This is a genomic window from Nocardia sp. NPDC004123 (genome assembly GCF_053603795.1).
Genome location: NZ_JBSGGG010000015.1, coordinates 55,493 through 74,412, shown reverse-complemented (window position 1 = coordinate 74,412; position 18,920 = coordinate 55,493). Strand labels below are relative to the sequence as shown.

The 18,920-nt window shown below is 69.1% G+C and carries 18 protein-coding genes; 12 read left to right on the top strand and 6 right to left on the bottom strand.

Annotation, left to right across the window (positions count from 1 at the left end; translation table 11 throughout):
• Nucleotides 1-26: 26 nt before the first annotated feature.
• Genes ACWEQQ_RS22530 through ACWEQQ_RS22520 form a run of 3 tightly spaced genes read right to left on the bottom strand, consistent with a single transcriptional unit; the run spans nucleotide 27 to nucleotide 2,722 of the window.
• Nucleotides 27-668: an ABC transporter permease gene (locus ACWEQQ_RS22530; protein ID WP_452343638.1), complete on the bottom strand. Its 642-nt coding sequence runs from the start codon at nucleotides 666-668 to the stop codon at nucleotides 27-29.
• Nucleotides 665-1,810: an ABC transporter ATP-binding protein gene (locus tag ACWEQQ_RS22525; RefSeq protein ID WP_452349566.1), complete on the bottom strand. Its 1,146-nt coding sequence runs from the start codon at nucleotides 1,808-1,810 to the stop codon at nucleotides 665-667. Before ACWEQQ_RS22525 ends, ACWEQQ_RS22530 begins: the two co-directional genes overlap by 4 nt.
• Nucleotides 1,811-1,825: 15 nt before the next feature.
• Nucleotides 1,826-2,722 carry an ABC transporter substrate-binding protein gene (locus ACWEQQ_RS22520; RefSeq protein WP_452349677.1) on the bottom strand — a complete coding sequence of 299 codons (897 nt, stop codon included), beginning with the start codon at nucleotides 2,720-2,722 and terminating at the stop codon, nucleotides 1,826-1,828.
• Between the two features lie 357 nt (nucleotides 2,723-3,079).
• On the opposite strand from ACWEQQ_RS22520, the gene ACWEQQ_RS22515 reads away from it, so the two are divergent.
• The 3 genes from ACWEQQ_RS22515 to ACWEQQ_RS22505 all read left to right on the top strand — a co-directional run bounded on the left by ACWEQQ_RS22515 (nucleotide 3,080) and on the right by ACWEQQ_RS22505 (nucleotide 5,165).
• Nucleotides 3,080-4,051 carry a glycine betaine ABC transporter substrate-binding protein gene (locus ACWEQQ_RS22515; protein WP_452349565.1) on the top strand — a complete coding sequence of 324 codons (972 nt, stop codon included), beginning with the start codon at nucleotides 3,080-3,082 and terminating at the stop codon, nucleotides 4,049-4,051.
• A gap of 175 nt (nucleotides 4,052-4,226) precedes the next feature.
• Nucleotides 4,227-4,889 carry a Crp/Fnr family transcriptional regulator gene (locus ACWEQQ_RS22510; protein WP_379394083.1) on the top strand — a complete coding sequence of 221 codons (663 nt, stop codon included), beginning with the start codon at nucleotides 4,227-4,229 and terminating at the stop codon, nucleotides 4,887-4,889.
• A gap of 117 nt (nucleotides 4,890-5,006) precedes the next feature.
• Nucleotides 5,007-5,165, top strand: coding sequence for a hypothetical protein (locus tag ACWEQQ_RS22505; protein ID WP_452343641.1), 159 nt, complete (start codon nucleotides 5,007-5,009; stop codon nucleotides 5,163-5,165).
• Between the two features lie 17 nt (nucleotides 5,166-5,182).
• Here the strand turns inward: ACWEQQ_RS22505 and ACWEQQ_RS22500 are convergent, their stop codons facing one another.
• On the bottom strand, nucleotides 5,183-5,809 hold the full coding sequence (locus tag ACWEQQ_RS22500) for a TetR/AcrR family transcriptional regulator (protein WP_452349564.1): 627 nt from the start codon (nucleotides 5,807-5,809) through the stop codon (nucleotides 5,183-5,185).
• Nucleotides 5,810-5,923: 114 nt separating this feature from the next.
• Between ACWEQQ_RS22500 and ACWEQQ_RS22495 the strand changes: the two genes are divergently transcribed.
• The 5 genes from ACWEQQ_RS22495 to ACWEQQ_RS22475 all read left to right on the top strand — a co-directional run bounded on the left by ACWEQQ_RS22495 (nucleotide 5,924) and on the right by ACWEQQ_RS22475 (nucleotide 12,926).
• The gene (locus ACWEQQ_RS22495) at nucleotides 5,924-7,444 is read left to right on the top strand and encodes a flavin-containing monooxygenase (protein WP_452349563.1); all 1,521 of its coding nucleotides are present in this window, start codon (nucleotides 5,924-5,926) and stop codon (nucleotides 7,442-7,444) included.
• A 32-nt stretch (nucleotides 7,445-7,476) separates the two neighbouring features.
• The gene (locus ACWEQQ_RS22490; RefSeq protein WP_452343644.1) at nucleotides 7,477-8,307 is read left to right on the top strand and encodes an SDR family NAD(P)-dependent oxidoreductase; all 831 of its coding nucleotides are present in this window, start codon (nucleotides 7,477-7,479) and stop codon (nucleotides 8,305-8,307) included.
• A 28-nt stretch (nucleotides 8,308-8,335) separates the two neighbouring features.
• The gene (locus tag ACWEQQ_RS22485) at nucleotides 8,336-9,250 is read left to right on the top strand and encodes an alpha/beta hydrolase (RefSeq protein WP_452349562.1); all 915 of its coding nucleotides are present in this window, start codon (nucleotides 8,336-8,338) and stop codon (nucleotides 9,248-9,250) included.
• Nucleotides 9,251-9,362: 112 nt separating this feature from the next.
• Entirely contained in the window at nucleotides 9,363-11,159 is a 1,797-nt protein-coding gene (locus tag ACWEQQ_RS22480; RefSeq protein ID WP_452349561.1) for an AMP-dependent synthetase/ligase, read from the top strand.
• A 300-nt stretch (nucleotides 11,160-11,459) separates the two neighbouring features.
• The gene (locus ACWEQQ_RS22475; RefSeq protein WP_452349560.1) at nucleotides 11,460-12,926 is read left to right on the top strand and encodes an MFS transporter; all 1,467 of its coding nucleotides are present in this window, start codon (nucleotides 11,460-11,462) and stop codon (nucleotides 12,924-12,926) included.
• A 75-nt stretch (nucleotides 12,927-13,001) separates the two neighbouring features.
• Here ACWEQQ_RS22475 and ACWEQQ_RS22470 read toward each other — a convergent pair whose 3' ends face one another.
• A complete protein-coding gene (locus ACWEQQ_RS22470) occupies nucleotides 13,002-13,901 on the bottom strand; it encodes an alpha/beta fold hydrolase (protein ID WP_452349559.1) in 900 nt (299 codons plus the stop codon).
• 88 nt (nucleotides 13,902-13,989) lie between these two features.
• On the opposite strand from ACWEQQ_RS22470, the gene ACWEQQ_RS22465 reads away from it, so the two are divergent.
• A complete protein-coding gene (locus tag ACWEQQ_RS22465; protein WP_452343649.1) occupies nucleotides 13,990-14,550 on the top strand; it encodes a CGNR zinc finger domain-containing protein in 561 nt (186 codons plus the stop codon).
• 48 nt (nucleotides 14,551-14,598) lie between these two features.
• On the top strand, nucleotides 14,599-14,877 hold the full coding sequence (locus ACWEQQ_RS22460; RefSeq protein ID WP_452349558.1) for a hypothetical protein: 279 nt from the start codon (nucleotides 14,599-14,601) through the stop codon (nucleotides 14,875-14,877).
• 1 nt (nucleotide 14,878) lies between these two features.
• Here the strand turns inward: ACWEQQ_RS22460 and ACWEQQ_RS22455 are convergent, their stop codons facing one another.
• The gene (locus ACWEQQ_RS22455; RefSeq protein ID WP_452349557.1) at nucleotides 14,879-15,772 is read right to left on the bottom strand and encodes a LysR family transcriptional regulator; all 894 of its coding nucleotides are present in this window, start codon (nucleotides 15,770-15,772) and stop codon (nucleotides 14,879-14,881) included.
• 77 nt (nucleotides 15,773-15,849) lie between these two features.
• Here ACWEQQ_RS22455 and ACWEQQ_RS22450 point away from each other — a divergent pair, with 77 nt between their 5' ends.
• The gene (locus ACWEQQ_RS22450; RefSeq protein ID WP_452349556.1) at nucleotides 15,850-17,256 is read left to right on the top strand and encodes a DHA2 family efflux MFS transporter permease subunit; all 1,407 of its coding nucleotides are present in this window, start codon (nucleotides 15,850-15,852) and stop codon (nucleotides 17,254-17,256) included.
• Nucleotides 17,257-17,303: 47 nt separating this feature from the next.
• Nucleotides 17,304-18,878 (top strand): molybdopterin-dependent oxidoreductase, encoded by a 1,575-nt coding sequence (locus ACWEQQ_RS22445; RefSeq protein ID WP_452349555.1) that lies wholly within the window; start codon nucleotides 17,304-17,306, stop codon nucleotides 18,876-18,878.
• The last annotated feature ends 42 nt before the right edge of the window (nucleotides 18,879-18,920 follow it).

Here is an 18,920-nt window from a genome sequence, read left to right as displayed (position 1 = left end):
AGCTGCCTCCTCCGCGGCCTGACCGCTCATGCCGCACGCCCTTTCAGCCACGGTGTCGCCACCCGGCCGAGCAGATACAGCAGGCGATCCACGATCAGGGCCAGCACCAGCACCACGATGATGCCCGCGACGATCTCGTCGGGATAGTCGCGCTGATAGCCCTGGGTGAAGAGCTTGCCGAGCCCGCCGACGCCGATCAGCGCGCCGACGGTCACCATCGAGATATTGGTGACGGCCACGACCCGCAGGTTGGCCATGAAAACCGGTAGGGCGAGCGGGAAGTCGACGGTGAGCACCCGCCGCCAGCGCGGGTAGCCGATGGCGTCGGCGGCGTCGAGGGTGTCGGCGGGCACCGAATCCAGGGCGGTGGGGACCGCCGTGATGAGCAGCGCCACCGAGTAGATGGTCAGCGCGATAACCACATTCAGCGGATCGATGACGCCGAGGCCCAGCAGCGGCGGCAGAATGACGAACAGCGCCAGCGACGGAATCGTGTACGCGACACTGGCCACCGTGGTGGTGACCCGCCGCAGCCAGCGCGCCCGATGCGCCAGCGCGCCCGCCGGGATCGCGATCACCAGGCCCAGCAGCAGCGGCAGCAGGGCCAGATACAGATGGGTGCGGGCGTATCCGGCGATCTCGTCGAAATTGTCGATCAGGTACCTCACCGGGGCTCCTCGAAGAAGACCCGATTGCGTTCGGCCTCCTCGGCGGTGCGTTGCCGGTGCAGCTGCTCCAGCACGTCGCGCGCGTAGATCGCGCCCACCGCCGCCCCGGAATCATCCACCGCCACACCGATTTCCGACGGCGAGGAGATGGCGGAGTCGAGCGCCTGGCGCAGATCGCCGTCCTGCGGGAAGAGCGAGCCGCCCGCGGCCATGCTGTCGGTCAGCGCGTGCCCGGCGCGCACGCCCTCCACGCCGGTGGTGTCGATCCAGCCCATGGGCCGCTTGGCCCGGTCGATGACCAGCCGCCATTCGCCCAGCGCCAGCCGGACGCCGGGCACCTCGTCCGGCGTGACCGTCGAGAGTTCGTGCAGCGGAACGGTATCGGCGGTCCGGAAGGACAGCTCCCGGTAGCCGCGGTCGCGGCCCACGAAGCCGGCCACGAAATCGGTGGCGGGCTGGGCGAGTACGGTCCGCGGCACATCGTGCTGCTGGAGGTGGCCGCCGGGGCCGAAGACGGCGATGTGGTCGCCGAGCTTGATGGCCTCGTCGATGTCATGGGTGACGAAGACGATGGTCTTGTGCAGTTCGGCCTGCAGCCGCAGCATCTCGTTCTGGAGTTCGGTGCGCACCACCGGGTCGACGGCGCTGAAGGGTTCGTCCATCAGCAGAATCGGCGGGTCCGCGGCCAGCGCCCGGGCCACGCCCACACGCTGCTGCTGGCCACCCGACAGCTGCGCCGGATAGCGTTGTGCCAGGCCGCGATCCAGGCCGACCCGGTCCATCACCTCGAGCGCCGCCCGGCGGGCCGCGCGCCGGGACTGCCCGCGCAGCACCGGCACGGTGGCCACATTGTCGACCACGGTGCGGTGCGGCAGCAGGCCCGCGTTCTGGATCACGTAGCCGATGCCGAGCCGCAGCTCGACCGGATTGCTGCGCGAGATGTCCTGCCCGCCAACGGCGATGGTGCCCGTGGTGGGGCCGATCATGCGGTTGATCATGCGCATGGAGGTGGTCTTGCCGCAGCCGGACGGCCCGACGAACACGGTGAACGACCCGGATTCGATGCGCAGGTCGAGGTCGTGGACGGCGGTGGTGCCGTCCGGATACGTCTTGCTGACGCCGGTGAATTCGATGTCGGACAACGTGTTCGGCCCTCCCTAGGCGATCGGCTTGTCCAGCCCCTGCGCGGCCACCCACTGCTTGGCGGCGGCGGCCGGTTCGGTCTTGCTGCTGCCGGAGACGGCGGTATTGAGCGAGATGAGTTCGGCGGTGGTCAGTTTCGCCGAGACCGCGTCGAGCACCTTCGTCAGCTTGTCGCTCTTCTTGGCGGTGTTGTAGAGCGGCGCCACGTTCTGCGGCGGGAAGTTGTGCTTCGGGTCGGTCAGCACCACCAGGTTGTTGGCGGCGATGGCGGGGGAGGTGGTGAAGATGTCGGCCGCGGTGACCTGGCCCTCGGTCAGGGCCTTCACGGTGGCGGGGCCGCCGCCGTCGGCGATCGGCACGAAGTTCGCGGCCGCGATGTCCAGGCCGTAGTTCTTCTTCAGGCCGGGCAGGCCGCCGGGGCGCTCGGAGAACTCCGCGGGCGCCGCCAGTTTCACCTCGGCCGAGTGCGCGGCCAGGTCGGCGATGCTCGTCAGGTTCCACTTGTCGGCGGTGGCCTTGGTGACCACGACGGCGTCGGAGTCCTCACCGGGCGCGGGGGCGCCGATGGCGAGCTGATCGCCGAGGGCCTTCGCCAGTGCCGCGTTCACCTCGTCCGGGGTGGTGGCGGTGCTCGACTTGTCCAGGTACTGCAGCAGATTGCCGGTGTAGTCCGGGATGAGAGTGATGGCGCACTGCTTCAGCGCGGGGACGTAGGCTTCGCGGCTGCCGATATTGAGCTTGGTGTCGATGCCGAAACCATTGGTACGCAAGGCTTCCGCGTAGACATCGGCCACCGTCTCGGATTCCGGGAAATTGGCCGAGCCGACCGTCACCTTGTTGGCGTCGCTGCCGCAGTCGCCGCCACCGCCGAGCGGATTGGACTTGGAGCCGCCACAGGCGGACAGCGCCATGGCCGCGGCCAGCGCCACCGACGCGGCCAGAATTCGGAGTACGGTCCGGGCGGTGCGCCTGCCGTCGGCGCGGGTGGTGATGAGCGAGTGCACTGTCGTCCTTCCGAGCGGGGTGCCTGCGCGGGCGGGGCGGATTCCACCCCTGAAACAGACTCAACTGTCCATATTGCCCGGCTGTTCCTGCGAACGTCGCCTACCTGTGGTCGGTTTCGGGCATTTGGCGGATACGGTCGAGCCATCCTGCCGGGTCGTTTCCAGCGGCGGAACCTCTCGGCTCGAGCTGCGCGGAACTCCGCCGTGCGCTCATGCGCGGGTCGGTTTCGCACGGGGGAGGGGTGGGGCGGCAGACTGTTGCGCGTGTCCGGCACAGACTCCTCCGCACCGCGCGCCCTCGGCCGTCGCGCCCGCTCGCTCCGCCTCGCGCGGCGGCCCCGCCTCGGGTCGGCGCTGCTGGTCGTCGCGGTCGCCGCGGCCGCGGTGGCCTGCGGCAGCTCGGGCACCGGACCGGTATTGACGGTGGGAGCGGGGAATTCGGCGGAATCGATGATGATCGCCGAGATCTACGCGGGCGCGCTGGCCCGCACCGGACTGCGCACCCGGGTCGAGGATCGGATCGGACAGCGCACCGATCTGCTCGCGGCCCTCGACGCCGACCGGATCGCGCTGTTCGGCGATATCAGCGGAGATCTGCTGACCGCCCTGGACTCCACCGCGACCGCCACCAAACCGGACGAGGTGAATGCTGCTCTGTCCAAGGCGCTTCCGGAGGGCGTCGTCGACTCCGATGCCGCCGACGGCACCGACCTGCGCCCCACCGTGGTCGCCGCCGCCCGCCCCGACGGCCTGCCGTCCTCGCTGCGGGACCTGGGCGGGCGCTGCGCCGAACTCACCATCGGCATCGACACCGGCGCGCCGCTGGACGCCCTGCGCGCCCCGCTCGACCCGCAACGCGACGTCCTGGACCCGCTGCGCACCGTCTACCACTGCGCGATCACCCACCCGGTCACCTTCGACACCGACACCGACCTGCGAAAAGCCCTCTCCGACGGGGAAATCCAGCTGGCCGTCCTGCCCGGCCCGCCCGCCTTGCTCCCCGATGGCGGCGCCGACCTCGCCCCACTCGCCGACCCCGACTACGCCTTCCGCGCCGCCATGGTCCTCCCGGTCATCCGCAAATCCGCCCTGACCGACCAGCAAGTCCGCAAACTCAACTACGTCGCCGGCGAACTCACCACCACCGACCTGGCCGATATGATCCACCAGGTCCGCGACCAGGGCGCGGTCCCCGCCGCCGTCGCCCGGGTCTGGCTCGACGCGCACGCGCTGTGACCCCCGTCCGGTCGTGAATCCGTAACACCTCGGCGTCCGCTGCGTCGCAACCGGTTTCGCTCGCCTACCGTGGATGGATCGGGGCAGCTTCCACGGCGGTACGGAACCGGATACGACTGTGAACCCACCAGGCGGCGGGCATCTGGGCGATTGGCCCTGGCCTACGGGGACTTTCATGGAACGGCTGTGTGCGCGCAGCCGCCAGGACCTGCTCCAGCTCGGCGTGCAGACCTACTGCCCGCCGGGCACCGTGCTCATGCGCCAGGGTGAACCCGGCACCACGGTGTACCTGCTGCGCTCGCGGGATCGCACGCTGTCGGCGTGCGTGAAGATCACCGCGGCCGACGGCAAGCTCTTCGCGATCCGGGTCAGCGGCGACGTGATCGGCGAACTGGGTGCGCTGGTACCGGATTCGCCACGGTCCAATACCGCGACAGTGTGCACCGCCACCATCGCGCACCGCATTCCGGGATCGGTGTTCATGGCGTTCCTGGAATCTCATCCGGACGGTTCGCTGGTGCTGTGCCGCTCGCTGGCGGATCGGCTGGCCTGGTCCGATCAGCGCCGCCTGGACTTCGGCGGCTGCCACGTGCACATCCGGCTCGCCCGCCTGCTGGTCGAATTCGTCGAATCCTGTGGGCGGCCCGCGGAAGCGGGGTGGGAGATCACCGTGCGACTGTCCTACGAGGAGCTCGGCAATCTCGTCGGCGCGGGTGTGGACGCGGTGGGGCTGGCCATGCGCGAGATGCGGGAGGCCGACCTGGTGCGCCTGAACAACCGGCACGTCCACGTCCGGGACCTCGAAAAACTGCGTCGATTCGCGGAATTGGATGAGTGATTTCCGAAATCCTGCTGAGAGACCTGATTTTTCAGGCGTTCGTACACCCGCACCGTGTCACCCTCGAGGAGTCTCCCCATCATGGATCTGGGGCAAAACTCTCGGGAGGTGTGACCGATGTCGGCACCCGAAATACCGTCCGGATGTGCAGCGGTCGACGAGCTCTATCGCGCACTGACCCTTGTCCACAGCTCAGTGGCGGCCGCGCTCATCGTCGCTGCCGTGACGGGGCGGTGGCCGGACCGGGACGAGCCGGCCACCGTGTTCGCGGTCTGAGTTCGTCAGTTCCCGCGTCACTGTCGCAGGGCCGCAGCGAGATCCGCGTTGAGGGCCAGGGCCGGGAGGGAGGCGACGAGCATGTCGACCAGGGACTCCCGGGTGATGGGTTCCTCGCGGAGCCAGGTCAGGGTGGTTTCCTCGACGAAGGCGATCCAGCCGCGAACGGCCAGGCCCAGACGGGGTCGGTCGGGGTCCTCGGCGGGGATGGGGGCCTCGGCGATGATGCGGTCCACCAGGGCCATGCGGGTGGCGTCGACCAGGGCGACCAGTTCGGGGCTGGCGCTGGCCGGGCCGCGGAGCAGGGCCAGGTAGGACGTGCGGTTCTCGGTGACGTAGTCGATGTAGCGCTCGACCGAGTCACGGAGCATGTCGAACAGCGCCAGCGCCGGGTCGGGCGAGGTGCGTTCCAGCAGTTCGGCATTGGCGTGCTGGATGATCGCCAGGTGGAAATCCTGCTTGGTGGGGAAGTAGTGGAACAGTAGGCCGCGCGAGATGCCGGCCTGCTCGGCGATCTCGCCGATGGAGATGTCGTCCAGGGCACGCTCACCCAGCATGCGGGCGCCGAGTGTGATCAACTGCTCGCGACGTTCGGCGGGGCTCAGGCGCACGCGTTTGCCCCGGCTGTCCGGTCTGCTGCTCACGGCGCGCTCCTTGGTCATCGGTCCAACGTCAGGCCATCTTGTCATGTCCCAGGTCTTACTGAACGTGAGTCAATACTGTTGACTCCCGCTCAATAAGACCCTACGCTCGGATACATGAGTCGCAAGGTTACAGACAAAGCTGTCGGCAACCGGCCGGTCCGGCACTCCCGCGTGATCATCGTCGGCAGCGGGTTCTCGGGCCTGGGCCTGGCCATCCGGCTGAGCCAGCAGGGGCGCACCGACTACCTCGTGCTGGAGCGTGGCAGCGATGTCGGCGGCACCTGGCGCGACAACACCTACCCGGGCGCGGCCTGCGACGTGCCCTCCCAGCTGTACTCCTACTCGTTCGCGCTCAACCCGGACTGGTCCCGCTCGTTCTCCAAGCAGCCGGAGATCCAGCGCTACATCCAGGGCGTCGCCGACAAGTACGGCGTGCGCGACCGGCACATCTTCGACTGCGAGATGACCGGCGCCCGGTGGAACGCCGAAGACGCCCGCTGGGAGCTCCAGACCAGCCAGGGCCCCTTCACCGCCGACATCCTGGTCTCCGCCGTCGGCGCGCTCTGCGAGCCCAACCTGCCGGACATCAAGGGCATCAACGACTTCCAGGGCGAGATCTTCCACTCCGCCCGCTGGAACCACGACTCCGACCTGACCGGCAAGCGCGTCGCCGTCATCGGCACCGGCGCCTCCGCCATCCAGATCGTCCCCAGCATCGCCCGCCAGGTCGCGCACCTGGACGTCTACCAGCGCACCGCGCCCTGGCTGCTGCCCCGCGTGGACCGCGAGTACCTGGCCCCGGAGAAGTTCGCGCTCAAGCACATTCCCGCGCTGCGCAGCCTCTACCGCGCCGGGATCTACGCCGCCCGCGAGACCCAGGTGGTCGGGCTGGCCAAGTTCCCGCCCGCCATGCTCGGCCTCGAGGCCGTCGCCCGCGCCAAGCTGTTCGCCGAGGTGCGCGATCCGGAGCTGCGCCGCAAGGTCACCCCGAACTTCCGCATCGGCTGCAAGCGCATGCTGATCTCCAACGAGTACTACCCGGCGCTGAGCCGCGACAATGTCGACGTGGTGACCGACGGGATCAAGGAGATCCGTCCGGGCTCCATCGTCACCAAGGACGGCGCCGAGCGCGAGGTCGACGCCATCGTCGTGGCCACCGGCTTCCACGTCACCGACTCGCCGGTCTACGACACCGTCACCGGCCGCGACGGCCGCACGCTCTCCGAGGTCTTCGACGCCATCGGCCAGCAGGGCTACAAGGGCTCGGCCATCAACAACTACCCCAACATGTTCTTCATGCTGGGCCCGAACGTGGGCCTGGGGCACACCTCGATGGTGTTCATGCTGGAGTCGCAGATCAACTACATCTCCGACGCCATCGCGCAGTTCGACAAGCTGCGCCTGCGTACCGTCGAGGTCCGCAAGGACGCGCAGGACGAATACAACGCCGGCCTGCAGCGCAAACTGGAAGGTGCGGTGTGGAGCACCGGCGGCTGCGCCTCCTGGTATCTCGACAAGCACGGCAACAACACCACACTGTGGCCGGATTTCACCTTCCGGTTCCGCACTCTGCTCGAGCACTTCGATGTCTCGGCGTACGACACGACCACCGAGCCTGTCGCACAGGCCGACTAGTCACCCAACCCAGACAACCGAAGGCGATAACCGTGAGCAATGACGCTTACTTCAAGGACAAGGTCTGCGTGATCACCGGTGCGGGTTCCGGCATCGGCCGCGCCCTGGCGGAGAACCTGGCCCGGCGTGGCGCGCACCTGGCGCTGTCCGACATCGATGCCGAGGGCCTCGCCGAAACCGTGCGACGCTGCGAGAAATACGGCGTCGAGATCAAATCCGACCGGCTCAATGTGGCCGAGCGAGAGGCCGTGCTGCTCTACGCCGACGAGGTGAAGAAGCACTTCGGCAAGGTCAACCAGATCTACAACAATGCCGGTATCGCCCACCACGGCGATGTGCTCGACACCGCCTTCAAGGACATCGAACGCATCATGGACGTCGACTTCTGGGGCGTCGTCAACGGCACCAAGGCGTTCCTGCCGTTCCTCATCGAATCCGGCGACGGCCACGTGGTGAACGTGTCCAGCCTCTTCGGCCTGATCGCGGTCCCCGGCCAGAGTGCCTACAACTCGGCCAAATTCGCGGTCCGCGGCTTCACCGAGGCGCTGCGCCAGGAAATGCTCATCAATGGCACCCCGGTCAAGGTGACCTGCGTGCACCCCGGCGGCATCAAGACCGCCGTCGCCCGCAATGCCACCGTCGCCGAGGGCCTCAACCAGAAGAACGTGGCCGCCCTCTTCGACAGCAAGCTGGCCCTGCACACCCCCGAGATGGCCGCGCAGACCATTACCGAGGCCGTCCGCAAGGGCCACGGCCGGGTGCTCATCGGCTGGGAGGCCAAGGCGCTCGACCTGTTCGTGCGCACCACCGCCTCGTACTACCAGCGCATCTCCGCCGTGGTGCAGAAGCGCTTCCTGCCGTAAGCCAGAGACGAATAAAGGACGCTCGGTCATGCCCGATGTGACACTGCCGTTGCCCATCGTCCGCGCCGCGTTGAGTCCGCTCTTCCGGATCGTGCTCAACCGCCGGCTGCCCTTCGGTGTCCAACGGGCGCTGATGGATTGGGGCTCGGTGGCGCAGCGCGCGCCGCGGGGCACCCACGTGGAGCACGTCGAACTCGGTGGCCGCCCGGCCGAACGCGTGACGGTCGGGCCGGTCTCCGACAACGCCACCGTGCTGTACCTGCACGGCGGCGGTTACACCGTCTGCTCGCCGGCCACGCATCGGTCGCTGGCGGCCTATCTGGCGCGGGAAACCGGTTGCGCCGTCCAGGTTCTGGACTACCGGCTGGCTCCCGAGCATCCGTTCCCGGCGGCGCTCGATGATGCCGAGGCGGCCTTCCTGGACCTGGTGGCCGCCGGCTACCGGCCGGAACGCATTGCGGTGGCCGGTGATTCGGCCGGCGGCGGGCTCTCGCTGGCGCTGGCGCTGCGGCTGCGCGACCGGCACCGGCTGGTTCCGGCCGCACTCGGCCTGATCGCGCCCTGGGCCGACCCGAACGAGCTACCGGTCCGGGACCGCGATCTGGTCATCAACAAGCCGTGGTCGCGGGCCTGTGCCGCCGCCTATCTGGGTGCGGGCGACTGCACCGACTCCGGGTACGCGCCGCTGCTCGCCGACCTGTCCGGGCTGCCGCCCACCTATGTCCAGGCCGACGTGGACGAACTGCTGCACGCCCAGTGCACGCGGCTGGTCGCGCAGCTGCGGGCGGCCGGGGTGCCGGCCGAGTTCACCGAGACCCGCGGACTGTGGCACGTCGCCCAGTTGCAGGCGAGTCTCGTGGCCCCCGCCGCGGCCGTGACCGCCGAGCTCGGGCAGTTCCTCCGGCATGCCCTTCGACCAGCGCAGAGCCGGTCAATAGGATAGGGAAAAGACATAACGCGGGACCGTCCGATAACCGGTTCGGGCGGTCCGCCGGGAGTTACCCCTGAGCGTGGCGTAGATTACCCGCCAGTAAACCCACTGTGGAAGGGCAGCGATGCGAGAGTTCGAAGTCCCGGCTACCTACACCATTCCGGAGAACGCCAACATGTCGGACGGCGCGTTCCGGCATGCGGAGAAGACCCCCAACCTGGTCGTCTTCAACACCCCGGACGGCAAGGGCGGCTGGAACGACGTCACGGCGGCGACGTTCGCGAAGACCGTCACCGAGGTGGCCAAGGGCCTGGTGGCCTCCGGCGTCGAGCTCGGTGACCGCGTCGCCATCATGGCCCAGACCAGCTACGAGTGGGTCGTGCTCGACTTCGCCATCTGGGCGGCCGGCGGCTGCACCGTCGCCATCTACGACTCCTCCTCCGCCGAGCAGGCGCGCTGGATCCTCGAGGACTCGGCCACCAAGCTCACCGTGGTCCAGAACGACAAACACCGTGCCACCATCGCGGAAATCGAAGGCGGACTGGGCAATCTGAAGGAAGTCCTGCAGATCGACAAGGGCGCCATCGCCGACCTCGTCGCCCGCGGCGCCGACCTCGACGACGCCGTCGTGCACGACCGCCGCGCCCAGGTGAAAGCCGCCTCCCCGGCGACCCTCATCTACACCTCCGGCACCACCGGCCGGCCCAAGGGCGTCATGCTCTCGCACGCCAACCTGTACGCCGAGTCGGCCGCCGACCGCTCCGCCATGAGCGAGTTCCTGCTGCCCGGCCGCAAGTCGCTGCTGTTCCTGCCGCTGGCCCACGTCTTCGCCCGCGCGGTCGCGCTGGCCGCCTTCGACGCCGGTGTCACCGTGGCCCACACCGCCGACTGGTCCACCCTGGTCGAGCAGTTCGGGCAGTACAAGCCGAACTTCATCCTCTCGGTGCCGCGCGTCTTCGAGAAGGTGTTCAACGGCGCCAAGCAGAAGGCGCACGACGGCGGCAAGGGCAAGATCTTCGACTACGCCACCGAGATCGCCATCCAGTACAGCCGGTCGCTGGAGAACGGCGGCCCGAACATCGTGCTCAAGCTGCAGCACATGGTGTTGGACAAGCTGGTCTTCGCCAAGCTGCGCGAGGCCATGGGCGGTCAGTGCGAGTCCGCCGTCTCCGGCGGCGGCCCGCTGGGCGCGCGCCTGGGCCACTACTTCCGCGGCGCCGGCGTCACCATCTACGAGGGCTACGGTCTCACCGAGTCCACCGCCGCCGTCAGCGTGAACACCCCCAAGTTCATCAAGGTCGGTTCGGTCGGCCGCCCGCTGCCCGGCCACGGCGCCAAGGTCGCCGAGGACGGCGAGCTGCTCATCCGCGGCCCGGTCGTGTTCGGCGGCTACTGGAACAACCCCGAGGCCAGCGCCGACGCCTTCGACGCCGACGGCTGGTTCAAGACCGGCGACCTCGGCGCCATCGACGAGCAGGGCTTCGTCTCGATCACCGGCCGCAAGAAGGAAATCCTGGTGACCGCCGGCGGCAAGAACGTCTCCCCGGCCATGCTCGAGGACTCGCTGCGCCAGAACGCACTGATCAGCCAGGTCATGGTGGTCGGCGACGGCCAGCCCTTCATCGGCGCGCTCGTCACCCTCGACCCGGAAGCCCTGCCGGCGTGGAAGGCGCGCAACGGGATTCCCGCCGACACCCCGATCGAGCACGTCATCGAGAACCCGGCCCTGGTCGGCGAGATCAATGACGCGGTCGCGGCCACCAACAAGCTGGTGTCGCACGCCGAGGCGATCAAGAAGGTCCGCATCCTGCCGGTCGACTGGACCCAGGAGGGCGGCGAGCTCACTCCGAAGCTGTCGCTCAAGCGTGCCGTCGTCATGAAGCAGTACGCGGCCGACGTGGACGCGATCTACAACTCCTGATCGGCTCCGGAGACATCCGGAAAGGCAAGGGGCCCGCGGATTTCCGCGGGCCCCTTCGCGTTCCCGGGCAACGGCCCCGGGTGCACCGGTGAATAGCGAATCCTCGTGATGTGGCGGCCCGGTGTTTACCGGAAGCATTGATGCCATGAGCGACAACGGGATCGGCCACACCGCCTCGTGATCCCGGCTCGCGGGTCCGGCCTCCTGCTGCCGGTCCCGGGTCGCTTCGGCATATCCTCGAAACTAGTTGCTTGGAAACTAGTGTTGTAGATACTATTGCTCCATCGAAGGGAGCCCCCAATGTCCACCGCCACCGCCCTCACACCGCCCGTCACGGCCGTATCCACACCAATCGCCGCACCCGCCCGCCGGTGGCTGGGGCTGTCTGCGATCATCGGCGCGACGCTGATGAACATGCTCGACACCAATGTCGTGAACGTCGCGCTGCCGATGATCCGGCGCGATCTGGGCGGCAGCTACGCCACGATGCAGTGGATCGCCGCGGCCTACACGCTGGTGCTGGCGGTCGGGCTGCTCACCGGTGGACGGCTCGGCGACCTGTTCGGGCGCCGGCGGATGTTCCTCTGCGGCACAGTCGGATTCGTGCTCGCCTCGGTGGCCTGCTCGCTGGCTGCGTCGCCGGAGGCGCTGATCGGTGGGCGGGTCGCGCAGGCCGCGGCGGCCGCGGTGATGGTGCCGCAGTGCCTGGGGATGATCCGGGATCTGTTCCCGGACATCGCTGATCAGCCCAGGGCATGGGCGGCGTTCGGCACCACCCTCGGCGTCGCCAGCATTCTCGGGCCGATCGTCGCCGGGCTGTTCATCAAGGTGGATCTGCTCGGCACCGGCTGGCGGTCGATCTTCTGGATCAATGTGCCGCTCGGGCTCTTCGCCCTGATCGCGGGTATCGCGGCGCTGCCCCGGCGCGGCGGGGACCGCACCGGTGGCCTCGATCTGCTCGGTGTCGTCCTGGCCGGTTCGGGTGTCGGGCTGCTGATCTATCCGCTCATGCAGGGTCGTGAGCACGGCTGGCCGGTCTGGAGCCTGATCATGTCGGTGATCGGTGTCGCGGTGCTCGGGATCTTCGTTGCGCAGCAGCGGTTCCGCACCGCCGCCGGCCGCACCCCGCTGGTACGGCTGAGCGTGTTCGGGCGCCGGTCCTACAGTGCCGGAGTGCTTTTCGAGACCGTGTTCTTCATCGGCATCATCGGCTTCTCGCTCGGCCTGGGCCTGATGCTGCAGCTCGGCTTCGGCTACAGCCCGATCGGCGCGAGCATCGCCATGGCGGCCTGGGCCCTCGGCTCCTTCTTCGGTTCCGCCATCGGCGCGGAGGCGCCGAAGCTGGGACGCAAGGTGCTGCACCTGGGCGTCGGCATCATGACCGCCGGACTGGCCGGCCTGTACGCGGTGCTGCACCTGGTCGGCACCGGCCTGAACGCCTGGGAGCTGGCGGGTCCGCTGCTGGTGGTCGGATTCGGTATGGGCATGGTGTTCGTCCCGATGTTCAGCATCATCATCGGCGAGATCGAAGACGACGAGGTCGGCTCGGCCTCGGGCCTGCTGGAATCGGTGCAGCAGCTGGCCGGCGCGCTCGGCGTCGCGGTGCTGGGCACCGTGTTCTTCAACCGCTTCACCCACTTCGGCGGCACCCCGCGCGGCAATGCGCTGATCGGCATGGAGCACGTCACGCTCGTCGGCATCGGGCTCGGCGTCACGGCCTTCTGCCTGGCCTTCCTGCTCCCGCACGCGCCCCGCGAGGCCCACTGATCCACGCCGCCACCATCATTCGACAGGCCCCGCCCGCGCGGGGCCTGTCGTCGTGGCGGGGCGAGGTTCCTCGCCTCACCGTGCGGGCGTGGGTAGGCGGTCGAGGAAATCGGCGATGAGCCCGGCGATTTCGGAGACATGGGTCTCCAGGGCGAAGTGCCCCGTATCGAACAGGTGGAGTTCGGCATCGGGGAGGTCGGCCAGGTAGGCGTGCGCGCCCGGGGCGGGGAAGAAGGGGTCGTTCGCGCCCCACGTGATGAGGGTGGGGGGAGTGTAGGTGCGCAGCCAGGACTGCCATTCGGGGTAGCGGGCCACATTCGACTTGTAGTCGAAGGCCAGGGCCACCTGGGCTTCCTTGCGGCCGGGGAGATCGAGGTAGTGCTGGTCCAGGGTCCAGGCAGCGGGGTCCAGCAGGGCCGGGTCGGGGACTCCGGTCTCGTATTGGCCGCGGGTGCCTTCGAGGGTGAGCAGGCCGCGGATGACCTCCTCGTCGCCCTCATGGTCAGGGCGCAGGGCCACGAAACCCTGTGCGGCCTCGGACAAACCGGCTTCGTAGGCATTGCCGTTCTGGACGATGAGACCGGTGATCCACTCCGGATGCCGGGTGGCCAGGCGCAGGCCGATGGGCGCCCCGAAGTCGAAGATGTACATGGCGAAGCTGGTCAGGCCCAGCCGCTGGACGAAACCCTCGGTGATGTCGGCCAGGTGGTCGAAGCTGTAGTCGAAATCCGCGGGGGCGATGGTGTTTCCGAAGCCGGGATAGTCGGGAGCGATCAGGCGGTAGCGGTCGCCCAGGGCGTCGATGAGGCGGCGGAACTGGTGGGACGCGGTGGGAAAACCATGCAGGAGCAACAGGACCGGGGCGTCCGCGCGGGCGGGCGCCGACTCCCGGTAGAAGACCTCGACGCCATCGACCTCGACGCGGCCGTGCCGGACGGTGGAGAGCGGGTGCAGGACCTGGGTGGGTGCGTTCATGGCTTCACATGCTTTCTGGCGGCGATGTTGCATTAGTTCTACGCTGGTTCCGGCTAATGTGTCAACGGCTCGAGGTAGCATTAGCGGCGTGGCTGATCTCGAACCGTTGATCGGTGAACCCCTCGCACTGGACCTGGTGAACACCCGGCCCACCGGTGCCGACCTGCTGGAAACCCCTGAGCAGCTGGCGGATTGGCTGCGCCTGGAGGCCGATCGCCTACCCGAGCCGCCGCCCCCGCGCCTCACCGGGGCCGACCTGGCCGCCGTCCACGCGGTGCGCGACCACACCGCCGCAGCGCTGGACGCGATGCTGCACGGCCGCCGCCCGCCGGCCGCCGCACTGCGCGGCCTCGCCGAGGCGCAATCGGCCGCGCCCGCCATTCGCCGCCTGGACTGGAACGGCGATGCCGTCACCGAAACCGTGGCGCGTCTCGGCGATCCGGGCGCCCGGCTGGCCGCGCACCTGGCCGATGCCGCCGCGACCCTGCTCACCGATCCGGCCATCGATCGCCTGCGGCAGTGCGGTGCGGAGGACTGCGTCATGCTCTTCCTGCCCGCGCATCCGCGCCGCCAGTGGTGCTCGCCCGAGCGGTGCGGCAATCGCGTCCGGGTCGCCCGCTACTACCAGCGCCACCGGGCCACCGACTGATCCACCGAATTCCCTGCCGGTTCACCCGGACTTCCTGGGCGGGAGCCGATGGTCGCCAATGCCCAGCTGTCGCTGAGCGAGACCAACATCCTCATGGTCTCCGACTGCCCGCCCGGCAGCGAGATCGACAACGCCAAGCCGGGTTTCACCGTGCAGGTCGAGGTCGAGTCGGCCGCCGAGGCCGAGTGGCTGTTCAACGAGCTCGCGCCGGGTGGATCCGTGTCCATGCCGCTGGGCCAGGTGCAGTGGGCCGAGGCGTTCGCCATGGTCACCGACAAGTTCTCGGTGCCGTGGATGATCAACTACACCGGTCGCGCGCGGAGGTGATTCACTCCGGCGCGCCGGGCCGGTCCTTCGCGAAGCGGTCGGCCGCGAGTTCGCGAAAACGCCTGGCGGCCAGCGGCAGATAGGCGTCCGTGCGCCAAACGAGGTGCAGGGTGCGGCGGCAGTAGACGTCGTCGAGATGCAGCCAGGCCACCGCCGGGCCGGAGTAATCGCGCGCCATGGCCGGGAGCAGGCCGATGCCGAAGCCGGTGGCGATCAGGCCTCGGATCGCGGACGGCTCGTCGCCTTCGCAGACGATCGTGGGGCGCAGCCCGGCGCGGGCGAAGACGCGATCCAGCACGGTGCGTTGCCAGTAGTCGGGTGAGGTCGTGATGAAGGGTTCGGTTGCCAGCTCGGCGACCGTGACCCGATCCCGGTCGGCGAGCCGGTGGCTGGGCGAAACGGCCAGCAGCACTTCCTCGTTCAGCAATTCCTGCCCGGCCAGGCCGGGTGCGTCCGGCGTCAGCGACACCACCCCGAGATCGAGGTCGCCGGCCGCCAGCCGGGCCGACACCTGCGCGGCGGTGCCCGAGAACAGCTGAACGCGCACACCGGGATGCGCCTGCAGGAAGTCCGCGATCACATTCTGGACAACGCGCAGATTCTCCGCCCCGATCGTGATCGCACCCCGCTCCAGCCCGGCCAGATCGTCGAGCTCCCGGCGGGCACCGTCGAGTTCGTCCAGGGCGCGATCCACCCGCGCGAGGAAGGCCGCGCCGAAGCGGTTCAGCCGCAGCCGCCGTCCCTGCCGGTCGAAAAGCGGTACGCCCAGCTCGTTTTCGAGCCGGGTGATGGTCCGGCTCAGCGAGGGCTGGGCCACCCGGAGTTCCTCCGCCACCCGGGTGATGTTCTCGGTGCGGGCCACCATCCGGAAATAGCGCAGCTGCAGCAGATCCACGCTTATAACTCTAGAGGCATTGGTGTATAGCACTTTTGGTCGTGGAAGCTATGACCGGGCGGTCCTACCGTTCGACTATGACCGCACTGCACGTTCCCGCCCGTCCCGAAGCTCCCACGGCCGCAGCCAATCCCTGGATCACGCTGGTGGCCGTCACCGGCGGTCAGTTCCTGGCCGTCCTGTCCACCACCGTCATGAGCGTGGCGCTGCCGACCATCGGCCGTGACCTGCACGCGGACGCCACCGCCACCGAGTGGATCGTCAATGCCTACGTCCTGGTCTATGCCAGCCTGCTGATGCTCAGCGGCGGACTCGGCGACCGGTTCGGCCGTAAGGGCGTCTTCCTCCTGGGCATGCTGACCTTCGCACTCGGCGCGCTGATCGCGGGCCTGGCACCGAACGTCCCGATGCTGTTGGCGGGCCGCGTGATTCAGGGCATCGGCCCCGCCCTGCTGGTGCCTACCAGCCTCGCCGTCGTCCGCGCCGCCTTCCCGGACGAACGCGAGCGCGCGGTCGCGATCGGGGCCTGGTCGACCTCGTCCGGCCTGGCGCTGGCGGTGGGGCCGATTCTGGGCGGTGTCGTCGTGACGGGATTGGGCTGGCGCTGGGTGCTCCTGCTGAACGTGCCGCTGGTCGCCGTGTTCGCGACGGTCGCCGCGCTGGTCGTGCCGCGCCTGCCCCGCACACCGGCCACCGGCCGGTTCGACTGGCAGGGCGCGCTCCTGATCACGACGGCCATCGCCGCGTTCTCGTTCGGATTGATCGAGGGCCGCGGTCAAGGCTGGGCCTCCGCGCCGATCCTGGCCGCGTTCGGGCTGGCCGCCGTCGCCACGGTGGTGTTCGTGCGCTGGGAGCGGCGGCACGCCGATCCGCTGGTGGATCTCACCCTCTTCGGCCACCGCGGCTTCGCCGCCGCGAACCTGGCCGGGGCGGTGGCGTTCTTCGCGTTCGTCGGGCTGATCGTGTACCTGAGTGCGTATTTTCAGCAGGTACAGGGACATTCGGCCGTCCGGGCCGGGCTCGATGTGTGCGCCATCGGGGTCGCGTTCGCGCTGGCGACGCCATTGTCCGGACGACTGGTCGGCCGTTTCGGCCCCCGGATTCCCATGGTGACCGGACTGACCCTCGGCGGTCTGGCCGTCGCGGGCCTGCTGACCGTGCAGCGCGACACCGGCATCGGCTCGATCTGGTGGATGCTGGCGGTGGGCGGCTTCGGCATCGGGCTGTGCTTGACCCCGATGACCGCCACCGTACTGGCCGCCGTGCATCCGCACCGCGCGGGCATGGCCTCCTCGGTGCACAATGCGCTGCGGCAGCTGGGCCAGGTGCTCGGGGTCGCGGTGCTGGGCGCGCTGGCCTATTCGGGACCGGCCCTGAGCGTGACCGGCCTGCACCACGCCTTCGCGGTGGCGGGCGGCAGTCTGCTGGTCATGGCCGTGATCGCCGCCGTGGCGCTGCGGACCCCGGGCGTCACGCTTCCGTAATCCTTCGAGCCGTTCCACGAGCCGACCCGCGCAGTAGGGTCGGTTTCGTGGTGGATCGCGGATTACGGACGGCCGGCGGAATTGTCGCCGGTGGCGTCACCCTGGGGGTGGCGGAGCTGGTGTCCGTGCTGGTCAGCCCCGACAGCACGCCCTTGCAGGCGGTCGGAGCGTGGATCGTCGACCATACGCCGGACGGGTTCCGGGAGTGGATCATCGGCCTGGTCGGCACCAATGACAAAGTGCTGCTGTTCGTGTGCATGGGTGTGGTCGCGGTGGTGCTGGCCGCGGTCGCCGGGATCGTGGAGCGGGAGCGGCGGCCGCTCGGGTCGATCCTGTTCGCGATCTTCGGGCTGCTGTCCACCATCGCCGCGCTCGGTCGCCCCACTGCGACCTGGACCTGGGCCTTCCCTTCGATTCTCGGCATGGTCGCCGGAATCCTGGCGCTGCGCAGCCTGATCGGCCGGGTCACCCGGTTCGGCGAATTCGCCGCGGCCGCCGCGGACACGGAAACAGCCGAGCCGCAGCGGCTTTCGCCTGCCGAGCTGGCGGTGGAGCGGCGGCTGGTGGTGCGCGGGATCGTGATCACGGGCGTGGCCGCGGCGGTCGGCGGTATCGCGGGACGAATCATCGGGCTGCGGTCGCGGGATGTGTCGGCCGAGCGCGCGGACGTGCAGCTGCCCACGCCCACCGGCGCGGAGCCGTCCATCGAGCCCGGCGCGGACCTGCAGATTCCGGGCCTGACGCCGTATCTCACCTCGAACGCCGACTTCTATCGCATCGACACCGCACTCACCGTGCCGCAGGTCAGCAAGGACGACTGGTCACTGCGCATCCACGGCATGGTCGATCGCGAGATCCGTTTGAGCTACGCCGATCTCGCCGCCAAGACCCCCATCGAACGGCTGGTCACGCTGGCCTGCGTGTCCAATCCGGTCGGCGGCGAACTGATCGGCAATGCCCGCTGGCTCGGCTATCGGCTCGACGAGTTGATCGCCGCCGCCGGACCGCACCCCGACGCCGACATGGTGCTCTCGCACAGCATCGACGGCTTCACCGCGGGCAGCCCGCTCGCCGTGCTGATGGACGGCCGCGACGCCATGCTGGCCGTCGGCATGAACGGCGAACCGCTGCCCACCGCGCACGGCTATCCCGCGCGGCTGGTGGTGCCCGGGCTGTACGGCTACGTGTCGGCCACCAAATGGGTGACCGAGCTGGAGATCACCAGATTCGATCGCGCCGAGGCGTTCTGGACCAAGCGCGGCTGGTCGGCCAAGGGCCCGATCAAGACCGAATGCCGGATCGACACCCCCCGCGGGCGCGGCACCATCGCCCCGGGCAAGGTCACCATCGCGGGCGTGGCGTGGGCGCAGCATCGCGGCATTCGCGGCGTGGAAGTCCGCATCGATCAAGGGGATTGGCGGCCCGCCCGGCTGGCGGTGGCCCCGTCCATCGACACCTGGGTGCAGTGGGCCTACGACTGGGACGCGACCGGCAGCACCGGCGTGCACACGGTATGGGCGCGCGCGACCGACGGCACCGGGGAGACCCAGACCGAGAGGGAACAGTATGTCGTGCCGGACGGCGCGACCGGATATCCCTCGCTCACCGTGCGAATCGGCTGAGGGCACAGCGGAATCCAGCGAGCCTGCCGCTCCGGCCGCACG

Coding starts and splice junctions, on each gene's coding strand:
- ACWEQQ_RS22520 (WP_452349677.1), bottom strand. CDS start 2,722: ATGGCGCTGTCCGCCTGTGGCGGCTCCAAGTCCAATCCGCTCGGCGGT.
- ACWEQQ_RS22510 (WP_379394083.1), top strand. CDS start 4,227: ATGGAACGGCTGTGTGCGCGCAGCCGCCAGGACCTGCTCCAGCTCGGC.
- ACWEQQ_RS22505 (WP_452343641.1), top strand. CDS start 5,007: ATGTCGGCACCCGAAATACCGTCCGGATGTGCAGCGGTCGACGAGCTC.
- ACWEQQ_RS22495 (WP_452349563.1), top strand. CDS start 5,924: ATGAGTCGCAAGGTTACAGACAAAGCTGTCGGCAACCGGCCGGTCCGG.
- ACWEQQ_RS22485 (WP_452349562.1), top strand. CDS start 8,336: ATGCCCGATGTGACACTGCCGTTGCCCATCGTCCGCGCCGCGTTGAGT.
- ACWEQQ_RS22480 (WP_452349561.1), top strand. CDS start 9,363: ATGCGAGAGTTCGAAGTCCCGGCTACCTACACCATTCCGGAGAACGCC.
- ACWEQQ_RS22475 (WP_452349560.1), top strand. CDS start 11,460: ATGTCCACCGCCACCGCCCTCACACCGCCCGTCACGGCCGTATCCACA.
- ACWEQQ_RS22470 (WP_452349559.1), bottom strand. CDS start 13,901: ATGAACGCACCCACCCAGGTCCTGCACCCGCTCTCCACCGTCCGGCAC.
- ACWEQQ_RS22460 (WP_452349558.1), top strand. CDS start 14,599: ATGGTCGCCAATGCCCAGCTGTCGCTGAGCGAGACCAACATCCTCATG.
- ACWEQQ_RS22450 (WP_452349556.1), top strand. CDS start 15,850: ATGACCGCACTGCACGTTCCCGCCCGTCCCGAAGCTCCCACGGCCGCA.